This window comes from Klebsiella sp. P1927, from assembly GCF_018204675.1.
In the GTDB taxonomy this organism is placed as follows: domain Bacteria; phylum Pseudomonadota; class Gammaproteobacteria; order Enterobacterales; family Enterobacteriaceae; genus Klebsiella; species Klebsiella pneumoniae.
Genome location: NZ_CP073377.1, coordinates 3,106,293 through 3,122,988 on the forward strand (window position 1 = coordinate 3,106,293; position 16,696 = coordinate 3,122,988).

Here is a 16,696-nt window from a genome sequence, read left to right on the forward strand (position 1 = left end):
ACTCTTGCTTTCATCACTATACCTTTCCTGCACGATAGTGTGAAAACAGCAACATACCATTTTCTGCGCCATCTCCTCTTTTCGATGAATAGGCTCAATCGATCTTGCTTTTTGATAAAAAAATATTGTCGCAAGGGTGCTGGGAAAAGCAGCAGATTGCCCGCAGAATATCCTCGCTTATCTCTATTTTTCCCTGGAGGGGAAATGTCCCGCGTCTCGCAGGCAAGGAGCCTGGGTAAATATTTCCTGTTAGTCGATAACATGCTGGTCGTGCTGGGCTTTTTTGTCGTTTTTCCGCTGATTTCCATCCGCTTTGTCGATCAGATGGGCTGGGCAGCGCTGATGGTCGGCATTGCGCTCGGCCTGCGCCAGCTGGTACAGCAGGGATTAGGCATCTTTGGCGGCGCCATCGCCGACCGCTTCGGCGCGAAACCGATGATCGTCACCGGTATGCTGATGCGTGCCGGCGGTTTCGCGGCGATGGCCGTCGCCCATGAGCCGTGGGTGCTGTGGTTCTCGTGCATACTCTCCGGACTCGGCGGTACACTGTTCGATCCGCCGCGGGCGGCGCTGGTGGTTAAGCTGGTGCGTCCGCATCAGCGCGGCCGCTTTTTCTCCATCCTGATGATGCAGGATAGCGCCGGCGCGGTGATTGGCGCGCTGCTGGGCAGCTGGCTGCTGCAGTATGATTTTCGCCTGGTGTGCAGCGCCGGCGCCGCGCTGTTTATCGCCTGCGCCGCGTTTAACGCCTGGTATCTGCCGGCATGGAAGCTCTCGACGGTGAAAACGCCGATTCGCGAGGGTCTGGGCCGGGTGCTGCGGGACAAACGCTTCGTCACCTATGTCCTGACGCTGACCGGCTATTATATGCTGGCGGTGCAGGTGATGCTGATGCTGCCGATCATGGTGAATGACATCGCCGGCTCGCCGGCCGCCGTGAAATGGATGTACGCCATCGAAGCCACCATTTCGCTCACCCTGCTCTATCCTATTGCCCGTTGGAGCGAAAAACGCTTCCGCCTTGAGCACCGGCTGATGGCCGGTCTGCTGGTGATGACCCTGGCCATGCTCCCCATCGGGATGACCAGCAGTTTACAGCAGCTGTTTACCCTGATTTGCCTGTTTTACATCGGCTCTATCATTGCCGAACCCGCCCGCGAGACGCTGGGCGCTTCGCTGGCGGACGCCCGGGCGCGTGGCAGCTATATGGGTTTCAGCCGTCTGGGGCTCGCCTTCGGCGGCGCGCTGGGTTACGCGGGCGGCGGCTGGCTGTTTGATGCCGGGAAAGCCGTCGGCCAGCCCGAACTGCCGTGGCTGATGCTCGGCGCCATCGGGGTTATCACCTTCCTGGCGCTATGGTGGCAATTCAGTCCGAAACGCTCTGCCTCCGGTATGCTGGAGCCGCGCACCTGATGCGCGCGGCGGCGGTTTCTCCTGCTTTCAGCCTATTCTGCTGGCGCGATGGGTGCTGACAGGTCATGATGCTTTGTGTCAGGATGAAGGAAGGTATGAGCTTGAGGAACCCCATGAAAAAGATATTGATCGCCGCCGCGCTAATTGTCAGCGGCCTGCTGAGTGGCTGTAATCAGCTGACCCAATACACGGTAAGCGAGCAGGAGATTAACCAGGCCCTGCAGAAGCGAAACCATTTCGCCAAAGATATTGGTCTGAAAGGCGTTGCCGACGCCCATATCGAACTGCAGAACCTGACCAGCGCTATCGGGCGCGAGGAGCCGGGCAAAGTCACCCTGAGTGGGATCGCCAACGTCGATCTTAACTCCCTGTTCGGCACGCAGAAAGCGACGATCGATCTGAAGCTCAAAGCGCTGCCAACCTTTGACCGAGAGAAAGGCGCCATCTTCCTGCAGGAAATAGAAGTGGTCGATGCCAAAGTGGCGCCGGAGAAGCTGCAGTCGGTTATTCAGGCCCTGCTCCCCTACCTGAATCAGTCTCTGCGCAGCTACTTCAGCCAGCAGCCGGCTTATGTCCTGCGTGAGGACGCCAGCACCGGCGAAGCGCTGGCGAAGAAATACGCCAAAGGTATAGAGGTGAAGCCAGGCGAGATTGTCATCCCCTTTACCAATTAATCTCCAGGGCGCTACGGCGCCCTGAATTTTTTACGGAAATGAGTGCAAAGGAAAACGTTTACGCTTATCCTTAGTGCCCGGCAAAAAACAGCCCTGATGACTGAACCTATTAGCCGGAGCCTTCCATGACAGCACAATCCCAGGTATTGAAAATCCGCCGCCCAGACGACTGGCATATCCATCTGCGCGATGACGATATGCTGAAAACCGTCGTGCCTTATACCAGTGAGTTTTATGGCCGGGCGATCGTGATGCCGAATCTGGTGCCGCCTGTCACCACCGTCGCGGCGGCTATCGCTTACCGCCAGCGCATTATGGACGCCGTGCCGGCCGGGCATGATTTTACCCCGCTGATGACCTGCTATCTGACAGACTCTCTCGACCCAGCGGAGCTGGAACGCGGCTTTAACGAAGGGGTGTTCACCGCCGCCAAGCTCTACCCGGCCAATGCCACTACTAACTCCAGCCACGGCGTCACCAGCACCGACGCCATTATGCCAGTGCTGGAGCGGATGGAAAAGCTGGGGATGCCGTTGCTCGTTCACGGCGAAGTCACTCACGCCGAGATTGATATTTTCGATCGCGAAGCGCGCTTTATTGAGACGGTGATGGAGCCCCTGCGCCAGCGCCTGCCCGGCCTGAAAGTGGTTTTTGAACATATCACCACCAAAGACGCCGCCGAGTACGTGCGTGACGGTAACGAACTGCTGGCTGCTACCATCACCCCGCAGCATCTGATGTTCAACCGCAACCATATGCTGGTGGGCGGCATTCGCCCTCACCTGTACTGTCTGCCGGTACTTAAACGCAATATTCATCAGCAGGCTCTGCGGGAGCTGGTCGCCAGCGGCTTCAGCCGCGCCTTCCTCGGCACCGACTCCGCACCGCACGCCCGCCACCGTAAGGAAGCCAGCTGTGGCTGCGCCGGCTGCTTTAACGCCCCGACCGCCCTCGGCAGCTACGCCACGGTGTTTGAAGAAATGAACGCTCTGCAGCACTTTGAGGCTTTCTGCTCGCTGAACGGCCCGCGCTTCTACGGTCTGCCGGTCAATGAGAGCTACGTTGAACTGGTGCGTGAAGAGACGACCGTTGTGGACAGCATTGCCCTGCCTAATGACGCCCTGGTGCCCTTCCTGGCGGGTGAAACCGTTCGCTGGACCGTGAAGAAATAAAAACGCAGCCCCCTGTTGTCAACGCCAACCGGATACTGTATAAATAACCAGTATCAAACGCAGGGGGCAATTATGCGCATTGAAGTGTCTATCGCCAAAACGACCGCCTTACCTAACGGCGCGCTGGAAGCGCTGAATAACGAACTCTCTCGCCGTATCGCCGAGCAATTCCCGGCCATCGATAGCCAGGTGAGCGTCCGCTACGCCACCGGTAATCAGCTCTCGGTGTTTGGCGCCCTGAAAGAAGACAAAGACCGGATAAGCGAAATCCTGCAGGAAACATGGGAAAGCGCGGACGACTGGTTTGTCCACGATCTCTCCTGAAGCATGGCGGGATCCAGTTACTCTGGTTTGCTCCCTCATTGTGCTTTTTTTGCCGGGTCGCCCCGGCTTTTTTTATCCCCTCTTCTGTTCAGAATAGTCCTGATTATTCTGCTCAATATCGACTAAAGTGGCCATTTTACGCGCTTATCTTGAGTAAAAAAGCGGCAAAAGAAGAAAATCATGCTGCCTTTCATTTAATTTCTCGAGTTTATTCTTGATCCCTGATATAATTAACTTGCTTCAAAAAATATGCATTAAACCTCGAGAATTGTTGTCTTTTAACATATGAATAAGGGGTTATGATGGAAAAAAATAATGAAGTCATTCAGACCCATCCCCTCGTTGGATGGGACATCAGCACCGTTGATAGCTACGATGCGCTGATGTTGCGCCTGCACTACCAGAACCCCACTCAAGAAAACAGTAATGATGCTGAGATCGGCCAGACGCTATGGCTAACGACGGACGTCGCACGTCAGTTTATTTCAATCCTGGAAGCAGGCATTGCGAAGATTGAATCTGGCGAATACCAGGAAAACGAGTATCGCCGACATTAACGCGGCTTGCGAATGACTTAACATTAAACTTAACAGGCACCTGCGGGTGCCTGAATTATTTTCGGGCTTGTATAAGCACAGGGAGTTAATTACCCTGCTAACAAGGCAATTACCCGGAACTCACCATGCAATACGATCTTATCATTATTGGCAGCGGCTCCGTCGGCGCCGCCGCTGGCTATTATGCGCGCCGTGCCGGACTCAATGTTCTGATGACCGATGCCCATCAACCTCCCCACCAGGAAGGCAGCCATCACGGCAGCAGCCGTCTTATCCGTCACGCCTATGGCGAAGGTGAGAAATATGTTCCGCTGGTGCTGCGTGCCCAGCAGCTATGGGATGAACTGGCAGAGATCAGTGGCGAAGCCGTGTTTGAACGCACCGGCGTCATTAACCTCGGCCCCGCCAGCTCCGCTTTTCTCGCCAACGTCGCCGCCAGCGCCCGTGCGTTCCAGCTTGAGGTGGAAGAGCTGGATGCCCAGGCCGTGATGCAGCGCTGGCCGGAGATACGCCTCCCCGATGACTATCGGGCGATTTTCGAACCCGCTTCCGGCGTACTGCGCAGCGAACTGGCCGTCGAAACCTGGATCCGTCTGGCGCGGGAAGCAGGCTGCGCGCAGCTATTCAACTGTCCGGTCTCGGCTATTCATCACCATGCTGACGGGATCACCATCGATACCCTCGACGGTGAATATCATGGTAAAAAACTGCTGGTCAGCGCCGGCACCTGGGTCACCCGCCTGCTTCCGGACCTCCCTATCCAGCCGGTACGCAAGGTGTTCGCCTGGTACCAGGCCGATGGCCGTTACAGCAGCAAGAATCACTTCCCGGCCTTCACCGGCGAGTTGCCCAACGGCGATCAATATTACGGTTTCCCGGCGGAAGATAATGAACTGAAAATTGGCAAGCATAACGGCGGCCAGCCGATCTCCACCCCGCAGGAGCGGGTAGCGTTTGGCGCTGTCGCCAGCGATGGTTCCGAATCCTTCCCGTTTTTGCGTAACGTCCTGCCTGGCATCGGCGGCTGCCTGCACGGCGCCTCCTGTACCTACGACAATACCGTCGATGAGGACTTTATTATCGATACGTTGCCAGGCAGGCCAGACACGCTGCTGATCACCGGGCTGAGCGGCCACGGCTTTAAGTTTGCGCCGGTGCTGGGCGAAATTGCCAGTCAGTTTGCTCAGGGCGAAGCATCGAGCTTCAATCTGGCCCCCTTTTCTCTGGCGCGCTTTAACGCGTAATGGAATGCGGCACTTTTGCCGTTGGGTAAAGAAACGGCCTCTGCTGAGGCCGTTAGTGATTGAGAGCGGTTATGCGTCGCCTGTTTAATATGCTGGTCAACAACGTGCGCGAGCATTTTATGATCTACCTGGCGCTCTGGCTGCTGCTGGCGATCATCGATCTCGTCTGGTTATGGTTTTTCTGACGGCTCCGGGTCGAGGATCCCGAGTTTGGTATTCAGCCGGCCACGGGATTTATTAAAGATTTTGTTGCCGTTTTCACGCCCGGCGCGCAGCTTACGCTGCTCCTCTTCCGGTAGCTTATGCTCTTCCATGCAGGCTTCGCTACAGCAGCCGGCAAACTTCTCGGCGCAGCTCGGGCACTGGATAAACAGCAGATGGCAGCCATCGTTCAGGCAGTTAGTATGGGTATCGCACGGCGCGCCGCACTGATGACAGTGCGCGATAACGTCATTGGAGATCCGCTCGCCCATCCGCTCATCAAAGACAAAGTTTTTACCAATGAAACGCACCGGCAGCCCCTGCTCGCGGGCGCGACGGGCGTACTCGATGATGCCACCCTCGATGTGCCAGACCTTATTGAAGCCGTTATGCTTCATCCAGGCGCTGGCTTTTTCACAGCGAATGCCGCCGGTGCAATACATGACAATTTTCTTGTCTTTATGGTCCTGCATCATTTCCACTGCTTTCGGCAGCTGGTCGCGGAAGGTATCCGCCGGGATCTCCAGCGCGTTTTCGAAATGGCCCACCTCATATTCATAGTGGTTGCGCATATCGATAAACACGGCATCCGGATCGTCAAGCATCGCGTTGACTTCCGCCGCCTTGAGATACTCCCCCACGTTGGAGGCGTCAAACGAGGGATCGTCGATGCCGTCGGCGACGATACGATCGCGAACTTTCAGGCGCAGCACCCAGAAAGACTTACCATCGTCCTCCACGGCGATATTGAAACGCAGCCCCGCCAGCGCCGGATCGAAGCCATAGAGAAACTCACGCAGAGCCTCAACGTTGCTTTGCGGCACGCTGATTTGCGCGTTGATCCCTTCCCGGGCCAGATAGATGCGGCCAAAAACCTTCAGCTGGGTTAAGGCAACCCACAGCGCATCGCGGGTCGCCTGCGGGTCGACAATAGTGAAATATTTATAGAACGAGATCGTCGTGCGCGGCTCGGTTTCAGCCAGCATTTGCGCCTTTAACGTCTCATTTGAAATGCGGTTGTGTAACACTGGCATGGTGTACCTGCTCGACATAGAAATGAGGAAATAAACGGCGGGCATGATATAGCAAAGCTGTTTAATTTACATCCCTACATTTTACGCTACATTTCTCTCACCCGGTCGCGCCCCGCTTAACAAAACGAGCTGACTGCCGCCGCCTTTGGCTGGCCGGTAAAAAAATGCGATAATATAAGACGTTGCTCACTGATACGGGTATGAAATGACTCATTTGCCTAAATTTTCTCCGGCGCTGTTGCATCCGCGCTATTGGCTGCTGTGGCTGGGTATCGGCCTGCTGTGGCTGGTTGTCCAACTGCCCTACCCGCTGATCTACCGCCTCGGGAACGCCATCGGCCGGCTGGCCATGCGCTTTATGAAGCGCCGGGCGAAAATCGCCTATCGCAACCTTGAGCTCTGCTTCCCCGAGAAAAGCGAGCAGGAACGCCACCGAATGGTGGTGATGAACTTTGAATCGGTGGGCATGGGGCTGATGGAGACGGGGATGGCCTGGTTCTGGCCGGTTCGTCGTATCGCCCGCTGGACCGATACCATCGGCTTTGAGCATATCCGCGATGTGCAGGCGCAGCAGCGCGGCATTCTGCTGATCGGTATTCATTTCCTCACTCTCGAGATGGGTGCGCGGATGTTCGGTATGAACGAGCCGGGGATTGGCGTCTATCGCCCCAACGACAACCCGGTGATCGACTGGCTGCAGACCTGGGGCCGCTTGCGCTCCAATAAGGATATGATTGACCGTAAGGATCTGAAAGGCATGATCCGGGCACTGAAAAAAGGCGAAGTGGTGTGGTACGCACCGGATCACGATTACGGCCCGACCGCCAGCGTCTTTGCCCCACTGTTTGCGGTCGACCAAGCGGCGACCACCTCCGGCACCTGGATGCTGGCGAAAATGTCCAAAGCCTGCGTCGTGCCCTTCGTCCCGCGCCGCAAACCGGACGGTAAAGGTTATGAACTGATTATCCTGCCGCCAGAGTGTTCCCCGCCGCTGGACGACGCGGAAACCACCGCCGCGTGGATGAACAAGATCGTTGAGCAGTGCATCATGATGGCCCCGGAACAGTATATGTGGCTCCATCGTCGCTTCAAAACCCGCCCCGAAGGCATGCCCTCCCGCTACTGATCCCTTTTCCCGGCCGCGCTCATCCCGGCCGGGAAGCTTCGCCGCTCAGGCTTTAGGCTCTCCTTTAGCTTTAAAAGCTCTCCTCCATTGCGGCATCTATTTCTCAGGCGCATAATTAGCAGGCTCATATTTTCTCTTAATTTGACCTGCCGCGCAGGCCAGTGGAACCCTATGTCGTCTGCTGAAACCCCCATTAACTGGAAACGAAACCTGACCGTGACCTGGCTTGGCTGCTTTTTAACCGGCGCCGCCTTCAGCCTGGTCATGCCCTTTCTGCCACTCTACGTCGAACAGCTCGGCGTCACCGGGCATAGCGCCCTGAACATGTGGTCCGGGCTGGTCTTTAGTATTACCTTTCTTTTCTCCGCCATCGCCTCGCCGTTCTGGGGGGGGCTTGCTGATCGCAAGGGGAGAAAAATCATGCTGCTGCGTTCCGCCCTCGGGATGGCCATCGTGATGATGCTGATGGGAATGGCGCAGAATATCTGGCAGTTTCTGCTGCTGCGCGCACTGCTCGGCCTGCTGGGCGGTTTTATTCCTAACGCCAACGCCCTGATCGCCACCCAGATCCCGCGCCATAAAAGCGGCTGGGCGCTGGGGACACTGTCTACCGGCGCGGTAAGCGGCGCCCTGCTCGGCCCGCTGGCAGGTGGCTTCCTGGCCGACCACTGGGGATTGCGCACCGTCTTCTTTATGACCGCGGCGGTACTATTTATCTGTTTCTTGTTTACCCTGTTTTTAATCCGCGAAAATTTTGTGCCGATCGCCAGGAAAGAGATGCTCAGTGCCAGAGAGGTGTTCTCCTCGCTGCAGAATCCCAAACTGGTGCTCAGCCTGTTTGTGACCTCGCTGATAATCCAGGTGGCCACCGGTTCCATTGCGCCGATCCTGACGCTTTATGTACGCGATCTCGCGGGCAACGTCAGTAACATCGCCTTTATCAGCGGAATGATCGCCTCGGTGCCGGGTATTGCCGCGCTGATGAGCGCCCCGCGGCTGGGCAAACTGGGGGATCGCATCGGGCCGGAAAAAATCCTCATCGTGGCGCTGATTATCTCGGTGCTACTCCTGATCCCGATGTCGTTCGTTCAGACCCCGCTGCAGTTAGGTATCCTGCGATTCCTGCTCGGCGCCGCGGACGGCGCGCTGCTGCCGGCGGTGCAAACCCTGCTAGTGTACAACTCCACCAGCCAGATCTCCGGGCGAATCTTCAGCTATAACCAGTCGTTCCGCGATATTGGCAACGTTACCGGCCCCCTGATTGGCGCGTCGGTTTCCGCTAACTATGGCTTCCGCGCCGTATTTCTGGTCACCGCAGGGGTGGTATTGTTTAATGCGATCTACTCCACCCTCAGCCTGCGTCGGCCAGCCGCGGATACTTCGCATTCAGTAAATTAACGTCGAGGGGGGCTCTGTCCCTTGACGCCGTGCGTACCGCCTTCTATAGATTGAATCGTGTTCAATTCATATTCTTCTCAGGAGATTCGCTATGCCAAAGGATTCGATGTTCTACGCCACGCTTGAAGAAGCTATTGATGCAGCACGTGAAGAATTTCTCGCCAACAACCCTGACAGCGATGAAGAGAGCGCCAACGTTGAGCAGCTCAACATTCAAAAGTATGTGCTGCAGGATGGCGATATCGCCTGGCAGGCCGAATTTTTTGCTGACGAAGAGGAACAAGGCGAATGCCTCCCGATGCTCAGCGGCGAAGCCGCGCAGAGCGTCTTCGACGGGGATTATGATGAGATAGAGCTGCGTCAGGAGTGGCTGGAGGAAAATACGCTCCACGAATGGGATGAAGGCGAATTTCAGCTCGAGCCCTCGCTGGACACCGAAGAGGGGCAGACGGCAGCCGACGAGTGGGACGAGCGTTAATCAGTTATAGGGGCCGTGGCTGGCGTCCAGAGGCAGCAGAAGCGTATCAAATACCAGCGAGAACGGCAGGTCGAGAATGGTGAGATAGCGCCATGCCGAATCGCGAACATCCCACTGTACGCCCGGGTAATATTGATTGCCATGCCCCTGCCCGGGCACCGTACGGCTGATAATGCTGCCGCAGCCGCTGAGCAGCAGCGCCATGGCAATGATCGGTAGTATTCGCATCCACATCCTCGTATTTCAGATAAAAAAATACCGGCATCGCTGCCGGTATTTTCCTTAACGTACGGCTTATTTCGTTTTCAGCGCCAGCGGGTTAAGCGCCAACTGCTGATAGGCGTTCACCCATGAAGAGTATTTCTCCGGCGCGGCCCATACGCGATAGTGCAGACGTGACATGGTTACCGGGTCGCTCAACAGCACCAGTCGACGATCGCGGTTCAGCTTATCCGGCGTTTCATTCAGCGCCTGCTCGACATGGCGCTCGCGGGCGATCTCCAGGATATGCCCCTGACGGTGGCGCGCAGTGGCCATTGCGGTGGCGAGGGCGTTAAACGACGGATTAAACACCGCGTGCATAAAGCCATCGTCCAGCGAACGCTGACGGTTCATCGTCAGGTACGCATCGGTATCCTTGAGCACCTGCGGCGGCGAATACTCTTCCGGGATCAGGAACAGCTTCCAGCGCTTGGTGCGCAGGCCCACTGTCGCCCGGCTGGAAATCGCCGATACGAACGGGGAGAGGATCAGCGAGACGACGATCGGCGCTAGCCAGAACAGGAAGCGCAGATCCAGCCATGCCATCCCGACCGCCCACACCAGCCCCAGCAGCAGCTGCGAGCCGTGGCGCATAAAGGCTTCCCCCCACGGCGTGGAGTCATCATCACGCTGCGGCGAATTCCATACCACCTCCCAGCCGAGGAAGGCGCTGACCACGAAGACGGTGTGGAACAGCATACGGACCGGCGCCAGCAGGACCGAGAACAGGACCTCCAGCAGCAGTGAAAGCGTGACGCGGATAAATCCGCCGTACTCTTTCGGCCCTTTACACCACACCAGAATAATACTCAGCAGCTTCGGCAGGAACAGCAGCACCATGGTCGAGGCGAACAGCGCGATGGCCAGCTCAGGCCGCCACTGCGGCCACACCGGGAACAGCTGACGCGGCTGCAGGAAGTACTGCGGTTCGGTCAGGGCATGCACCACCTGCAACGCCGTCGACAGGGCAAGGAACATAAACCACAGCGGCGCCGACAGGTAGGACATCACGCCGGTAAGGAACACCGCCCGGTGAACCGGGTGCATCCCTCTGACAAGGAACAGGCGGAAGTTCATCAGGTTGCCCTGACACCAGCGACGGTCGCGTTTCAGCTCGTCCAGCAGGTTCGGCGGCAGCTCCTCATAGGAGCCCGGCAGATCGTAGGCAATCCACACCCCCCAGCCGGCACGGCGCATCAGCGCGGCTTCGACGAAGTCGTGCGACAGGATCGACCCGGCAAAGTTGCCCTCGCCCGGCAGCGGCGCCAGCGCGCAGTGCTCAATGAACGGCTTCACGCGGATTATGGCGTTGTGGCCCCAGTAGTGGGACTCCCCCAACTGCCAGAAGTGCAGACCCGCCGTAAACAGCGGACCGTACACCCGGGTGGCAAACTGCTGGCAACGCGCATACAGCGTATCCATGCCCGAGGCGCGCGGGGAAGACTGGATGATCCCGGCATTCGGGTTCGCTTCCATCAGGCGCACCAGGCTGCTCAGACACTCACCGGTCATCACCGAGTCAGCGTCCAGCACAACCATATAGCTATACTGGCTGCCCCAGCGGCGGCAGAAGTCATCGATGTTGCCGCTCTTACGCTTCACTCGACGACGACGGCGGCGGTAGAAGATCTGCCCTTCGCCCTGCACTTCGGCAATCAGCTCCATCCACGCCTTTTGCTCAGCAACACAGATATCGGGGTTATAGCTATCGCTGAGGATATAGACGTCGAAATGAGCGGCGTTACCGGTCGCTTTCACCGACTCCCAGGTCGCCCGCAGGCCGGCGAAAACGCGGTCAACGTCTTCGTTACAGATCGGCATTATCAGCGCCGTACGGTGCGCCGGGTTCAACGGTTCGTCACCGACCGTCGAGGCGGAAATACTGTACTTATCGCGGCCGATCAATAGCTGCAGGAAGCCCATTAACGCGGTCCAGAAGCCGGCGGAAACCCAGCAGAACAGCACCGCGAAGAGGATCAGAATACCGCTCTGCAACACGTACGGCAGCAGCTGCATGAACGAGATCCACAGGTTCTGCCCCACCATGTCGGCCGGGTTGATCAGCGCCCAGCCCTGATAAGGCAGAATGGTTTTCATATACCAGGTGGCTACCACGGTCTGCGACAGCGTCAGCAGCAGCAGGATATAGCGACGAATGGTGCCGACGGTACGCCATTTTTGCTCACTCTCGCGCTCTTCTTGCGTCAGACGGGAGAGATAGCGCGGCGTGACATCGCGTCCGCGCAGACGGTCCCAGAAGCGGCCGACCGGGTTGGTACGCCACGGGTCCGGGATCATTGAGGAGCGCTTGGCTTTAGGCATCGCATGCAGCTGAGTACGGCCTTCATCGTCCTTCACCAGCTGATCGCCAGACAGCGAATCCGGCCAGCTATGCGCCAGCCGTGCCTTGACCGACCCCAGCGGGGAGTCGTCTTCGCGGGCGAAGGTCTGATGGTCGTCATCCAGGGCCTGATGAACGGCCTGCAGGCTGGTGTCCGGCAGCGCCGATTTCTCGGCGTCCGACAGCGGCAATGCGTCAATGTACTTTGTTATCTTATTCATTGGCAGGCAGCTGATAGCTCCAGGTTTCGCTCAACGTGTCATCACCGTTAACCAGCGCGGCGCGCATTTCCGTCGTTTTCTTCGGATCTTTCACCTTCAAACGCAGGATCATTCGCCAGCCTTTGGTCACCGGATTGTAACGCACGGTATTTTCAACGATTTCAGCGTTATCGCCGGTACTCGCCTGGGCGGCGACCGGGGTATCCGCCGGCAGTTTTTTCATATCGGCGCCGGTGAAGTCGACAATGAAAGCAATGGTGCCGTCCGGCTGGCGGATCAGGTTCGACTGCTTCACGTCGCCGGTAGAGCGGCGGGTCTGCATAACGTAAGCGTTATCCGGCGCATGCAGCTTGTCTTCATCGCGGCTGAAGGTGATGGTGTACTTGAAGTTCATCTCCTTGCCCGGCTCCGGCAGCTGATCCGGCGTCCAGTAAGTCACGATGTTATCGTTGGTTTCATCGTTGGTCGGGATTTCAACCAGTTCGATTTTCCCTTTGCCCCACTCCCCTTTCGGGGTGATCCAGGCGCTCGGACGCAGGTCATAACGATCGTCGAGATCCTCGAAGCGCGAGAACTGACGGCCGCGCTGCAGCAGGCCGAACCCTTGCGGGTTTTCCATCGCATAGCTGCTAACGGCAAGGTGTTTCGGGTTGTTCAGCGGACGCCAGATCCACTCGCCGTTACCGGCCAGGATCGACAGACCATTGGAGTCGTGTAGCGCCGGACGATAGTTAAGCGCCGGAGAAGGCTGGTTGGAACCGAACAGGAACATGCTGGTCAGCGGCGCCACGCCCAGTTTGCCCACTTTGTCACGCAGGTAAACTTTGGACTGGACATCTACCACGGTGTCGCGTCCCGGCATGATGACAAAGCGATAAGCGCCGGTTGCCCGCGGGGAGTCCAGCAGCGCATAGATAGTCAGACGTTTGTCGGTGGCTTTAGGACGCTCGATCCAGAACTCGCGAAAACGCGGGAACTCTTCGCCGGACGGCAGCGCGGTATCGATAGCCAGGCCGCGCGCGGACAGGCCGTAAACCTGACCCTGACCCAGCACGCGGAAGTAGCTGGCACCGAGCATGCTGACGATCTCATCGTTCTTATCTTTGCTATTGATCGGATACAGTACTTTGAAGCCGGCGAAACCGAGGTCTTTCACCGTGTCTTTATCGTGCTGAACGTTACCAAAGTTAAAATAGTCCGGGCTATATTTAATTTTGCGCACGCTGGTGGCCGTCACTTCATTGATGGTGACCGGCGTGTCGAAGTACATACCCTGATGGTAAAATTCAAGCTTGAATGGGGTTTTCTGGTTATTCCAGTAAGCTTTATCGTGATTAAACTGAATTTGCTGGTAATCCGCGTATTTCATGTCGCGGAAAGCGGAGGGCAGGTTACTCTTCGGCGCTTCATAGCCTTTCCCGGCTAACGTTTTGGCCTCTTTTGCAACGTCATCAATGCTAAATGCCCATGCAGATGAAGTACACAGGGACAACATTACGGCTGCGCTTAACCAACGCATTTTCATCATCTGTGGTTTATGTTTCATATAAGTAAGCACTTCCCCCTTTGTGTGCTTAAATCGATCCGATCTATTTTAATGGAAACTCAGGCAATCCGACAACATAATCCCTGCTTTGTTCAGCGTAGCGGCGCAGGGAATAAACAGTTCGCTATCCCGTTTGCACTTTGCGTGCTTATCCTGGAGACAGGTACCCCGAGTTCATGTAGGGTTGCTGATAATGTAAGCGTTATCATCTTGAGTGATAAGACGAATTATCTGAGATTGTCGTGAATCGTATGAATAATACTCCGGTACAGCGTGAATATTTCTTCGACAGCATCCGCGCCTGGCTGATGCTGCTGGGGATCCCTTTCCACATTTCGCTGATCTATTCCAGCCACAGCTGGCATGTCAACAGCGCTGAGCCCTCGTGGTGGTTGACGCTGTTTAATGACTTCATCCATGCCTTCCGGATGCAGGTCTTTTTCGTCATCTCCGGCTATTTCTCCTACATGCTGTTCCTGCGCTACCCGTTGAAAAAGTGGTGGAAAGTGCGCGTCGAACGGGTCGGTATTCCGATGCTGACCGCTATCCCACTGCTGACGCTGCCGCAGTTTATTATGCTGCAGTACGTCAACGGCAAGGCGGAAAACTGGCACACCCTTTCCGGGTACGACAAATTTAACACCCTGGCGTGGGAGCTTATTTCCCACCTGTGGTTTTTACTGGTGCTGGTGGTGCTGACCTCGCTGGGCGTGGTGCTGTTTAAATGGCTGACGCGCCGCCCGGCAGGGGGCGCCTCAGCCTTTGGTGACACTGTCACTATGGGCCAGCTAACGATGATTTTCCTTGCGCTGGGGGTGCTTTACGCGCTGATCCGCCGATCGCTGTTCCTGATTTACCCGCCGCTGCTTAGCAATGGTCTGTTTAACTTTGTGGTGATGCAGACGCTGTTCTATCTTCCCTTCTTTGTGCTGGGGGCGCAGACCTTTATTAATCCGCGTCTGAAGGCGATGTTTACCACCCCGTCACCATGGTGCTGCGCAGCGGCGCTGCTGGGATTTATCGCCTACCGGCTGAACCAGCAGTACGGCTCCGGCGACGGCTGGATGTATGAAACGGAATCGGTGATCACCATGGTGCTTGGGCTGTGGATGGTCAATGTGGTCTTTTCGCTCGGCCATCGCCTGCTGAACTTCCAGTCGGCGCGCGTAACCTATTTCGTCAATGCTTCGCTGTTTATTTACCTGGTGCACCATCCGCTGACGCTGCTGTACGGGGCGTGGATCACCCCGGTCATTAAGTCCAATACCTTAGGCTTTATTGGCGGGTTAGTTTTTGTGGTGGGTATTGCCCTGATCCTGTATGAAATTCACCTGCGCATTCCGCTGCTGCGTTTCCTGTTCTCCGGTAAACCGATGAACAAACCGGCCAAAACCCCAGCCTCGGCCAGCTAACCACTAGCCTGTGCGGCACGCCAGGCGTGCCGTATTATGCCTGCTCGTCAAAAAGCCGGTCGAAAATCATATTGTACAGGGCTTCTAAATCTGCCTTATCGACCGGGGTGGAGGCGCTCAGCTCACAGCGGTAAGCTGCCCCCTCTGTCAGAACGGCGATGAGCTCTGATGCGGCATTGCGTCGCGCATCGCTGAGCCCGGGATGGTTGCGCTGCGACAGGCGACCGCCCTCCTCTTTCAACCGCCGATCGGCCTGCATCAGGATCTCACGCAAGCGTGGGTTACGCGAGGCCTCGGCATTGATCTCCATCAGCAGATAATTATCGCTTTTGGTGGCTGCCGACGTCGGGATCCTGCCGGCCAAAACCGCCGCTTTACGCGCCAGATTGTGGTTCTCATCGATCATCTCCCCGACTCTGGCGTTGACGATTTCGCTAACAATCGCTTCGATGATCGCTTCCTTGCTGGCAAAAATGCGATATAGCTGACCCACGCTCAGGCCCGCTTCCCGGGCGATATCGGCGACGGAAGCGCCGTGCAGCCCCTTTTCAGCGAAACATTTTTGCGCGGCGACAACGATCTCCGCGCGGCGCGCCTGCTGTTTCTGCTGGACTTTTCCTTCTGACACCCTGCTCCCTCCTGCTACCCATCATTCCCGTCAAGACTGGCGGTTATCATAGCCTATTCTGTTGAATCAGGGGTATGACGCCAGCAGGCGGCGATAGATAGCCGCCGTTTCCTCGTCAAAACAGACGAACAGGACGCGCTCAAGAGGATTATAGCGAGTGAGAAACGCGGTGACGGTGCGCACGGCGATCGCCGCCGCTTCCTCTCTCGGATAGCCATACACGCCGGTGCTTATCGCCGGAAACGCAATGGAGCGATAGTTGTTTGCCGAGGCCAACTGCAGACTGTTTTTGTAAGCATCGGCCAGGGTTTGCGCCTCCATGCGGTCGCCGCCGTGCCAGACCGGGCCCACGGTGTGGATCACCGCGCTGGCCGGCAGATTGCCGGCAATAGTAATTACCGCATGCCCGGGAGGGCATTCGCCCTGCTGCTGCAGCACCTGCTTGCAAGCCGCCAGCAGCGCGGGACCGGCCGCCCGGTGGATGGCCCCGTCTACTCCGCCACCACCCAGCAGCGAGGGATTTGCCGCATTAACAATCACATCGACATCAAGTGTCGTAATATCGCCGAGAATTACCTCAGGTTTAACAGCCATTTCTCCTCCTGTCGGCATAGCGTGTGGATACGGCTTTCTGCCGATACTAGGGCATTCTCGCCTGCGGGAGCA

17 protein-coding genes are annotated in these 16,696 nt (G+C 57.0%); 11 read left to right on the top strand and 6 right to left on the bottom strand.

Annotated features, from left to right (window positions below; genetic code table 11):
* Window positions 1–204 precede the first annotated feature (204 nt).
* The 7 genes from mdtH to KB892_RS15850 all read left to right on the top strand — a co-directional run bounded on the left by mdtH (window position 205) and on the right by KB892_RS15850 (window position 5,569).
* A complete protein-coding gene (gene mdtH, locus KB892_RS15820; protein ID WP_002899096.1) occupies window positions 205–1,413 on the top strand; it encodes a multidrug efflux MFS transporter MdtH in 1,209 nt (402 codons plus the stop codon).
* Between the two features lie 113 nt (window positions 1,414–1,526).
* The gene (locus KB892_RS15825) at window positions 1,527–2,087 is read left to right on the top strand and encodes a lipoprotein (RefSeq protein WP_062954979.1); all 561 of its coding nucleotides are present in this window, start codon (window positions 1,527–1,529) and stop codon (window positions 2,085–2,087) included.
* 125 nt (window positions 2,088–2,212) lie between these two features.
* The gene (gene pyrC, locus KB892_RS15830) at window positions 2,213–3,259 is read left to right on the top strand and encodes a dihydroorotase (protein WP_002898996.1); all 1,047 of its coding nucleotides are present in this window, start codon (window positions 2,213–2,215) and stop codon (window positions 3,257–3,259) included.
* Between the two features lie 72 nt (window positions 3,260–3,331).
* Entirely contained in the window at window positions 3,332–3,583 is a 252-nt protein-coding gene (gene dinI / locus KB892_RS15835) for a DNA damage-inducible protein I (protein ID WP_002898994.1), read from the top strand.
* 302 nt (window positions 3,584–3,885) lie between these two features.
* On the top strand, window positions 3,886–4,140 hold the full coding sequence (gene bssS / locus KB892_RS15840; RefSeq protein ID WP_002898992.1) for a biofilm formation regulator BssS: 255 nt from the start codon (window positions 3,886–3,888) through the stop codon (window positions 4,138–4,140).
* Between the two features lie 125 nt (window positions 4,141–4,265).
* Window positions 4,266–5,384, top strand: coding sequence for an N-methyl-L-tryptophan oxidase (gene solA, locus KB892_RS15845; RefSeq protein ID WP_002898990.1), 1,119 nt, complete (start codon window positions 4,266–4,268; stop codon window positions 5,382–5,384).
* Between the two features lie 71 nt (window positions 5,385–5,455).
* Window positions 5,456–5,569, top strand: coding sequence for a DUF2770 family protein (locus tag KB892_RS15850; protein ID WP_002898988.1), 114 nt, complete (start codon window positions 5,456–5,458; stop codon window positions 5,567–5,569).
* Here the strand turns inward: KB892_RS15850 and KB892_RS15855 are convergent.
* Window positions 5,555–6,619, bottom strand: a complete 1,065-nt coding sequence (locus KB892_RS15855) for an oxygen-dependent tRNA uridine(34) hydroxylase TrhO (protein ID WP_002898987.1) — start codon at window positions 6,617–6,619, stop codon at window positions 5,555–5,557. The genes KB892_RS15850 and KB892_RS15855 overlap by 15 nt on opposite strands.
* Before the next feature lie 205 nt (window positions 6,620–6,824).
* Between KB892_RS15855 and KB892_RS15860 the strand changes: the two genes are divergently transcribed.
* From KB892_RS15860 to KB892_RS15870, 3 genes are all read left to right on the top strand, one after another.
* A complete protein-coding gene (locus KB892_RS15860; RefSeq protein WP_004150825.1) occupies window positions 6,825–7,745 on the top strand; it encodes a Kdo(2)-lipid IV(A) acyltransferase in 921 nt (306 codons plus the stop codon).
* Window positions 7,746–7,916: 171 nt separating this feature from the next.
* Window positions 7,917–9,143: a multidrug efflux MFS transporter MdtG gene (gene mdtG / locus KB892_RS15865; protein WP_002898984.1), complete on the top strand. Its 1,227-nt coding sequence runs from the start codon at window positions 7,917–7,919 to the stop codon at window positions 9,141–9,143.
* Between the two features lie 91 nt (window positions 9,144–9,234).
* Entirely contained in the window at window positions 9,235–9,621 is a 387-nt protein-coding gene (locus KB892_RS15870; RefSeq protein ID WP_002898981.1) for a MysB family protein, read from the top strand.
* Here the strand turns inward: KB892_RS15870 and KB892_RS15875 are convergent, their stop codons facing one another.
* The 3 genes from KB892_RS15875 to mdoG all read right to left on the bottom strand — a co-directional run bounded on the left by KB892_RS15875 (window position 9,622) and on the right by mdoG (window position 13,990).
* Window positions 9,622–9,849, bottom strand: coding sequence for a YceK/YidQ family lipoprotein (locus tag KB892_RS15875; protein WP_002898978.1), 228 nt, complete (start codon window positions 9,847–9,849; stop codon window positions 9,622–9,624).
* Between the two features lie 66 nt (window positions 9,850–9,915).
* Window positions 9,916–12,444: a glucans biosynthesis glucosyltransferase MdoH gene (gene mdoH, locus KB892_RS15880; RefSeq protein ID WP_002898967.1), complete on the bottom strand. Its 2,529-nt coding sequence runs from the start codon at window positions 12,442–12,444 to the stop codon at window positions 9,916–9,918.
* Window positions 12,437–13,990, bottom strand: coding sequence for a glucans biosynthesis protein MdoG (gene mdoG, locus KB892_RS15885; RefSeq protein WP_004140751.1), 1,554 nt, complete (start codon window positions 13,988–13,990; stop codon window positions 12,437–12,439). Before mdoG ends, mdoH begins: the two co-directional genes overlap by 8 nt.
* Window positions 13,991–14,241: 251 nt before the next feature.
* Between mdoG and mdoC the strand changes: the two genes are divergently transcribed.
* On the top strand, window positions 14,242–15,402 hold the full coding sequence (mdoC, locus tag KB892_RS15890) for a glucans biosynthesis protein MdoC (protein ID WP_002898962.1): 1,161 nt from the start codon (window positions 14,242–14,244) through the stop codon (window positions 15,400–15,402).
* Window positions 15,403–15,436: 34 nt separating this feature from the next.
* Here the strand turns inward: mdoC and KB892_RS15895 are convergent, their stop codons facing one another.
* Both KB892_RS15895 and ymdB read right to left on the bottom strand, forming a co-directional pair.
* Window positions 15,437–16,030 (bottom strand): TetR/AcrR family transcriptional regulator, encoded by a 594-nt coding sequence (locus KB892_RS15895; protein WP_002898960.1) that lies wholly within the window; start codon window positions 16,028–16,030, stop codon window positions 15,437–15,439.
* 66 nt (window positions 16,031–16,096) lie between these two features.
* Window positions 16,097–16,624: an O-acetyl-ADP-ribose deacetylase gene (gene ymdB, locus KB892_RS15900; RefSeq protein WP_002898953.1), complete on the bottom strand. Its 528-nt coding sequence runs from the start codon at window positions 16,622–16,624 to the stop codon at window positions 16,097–16,099.
* Between the last annotated feature and the right edge of the window lie 72 nt (window positions 16,625–16,696).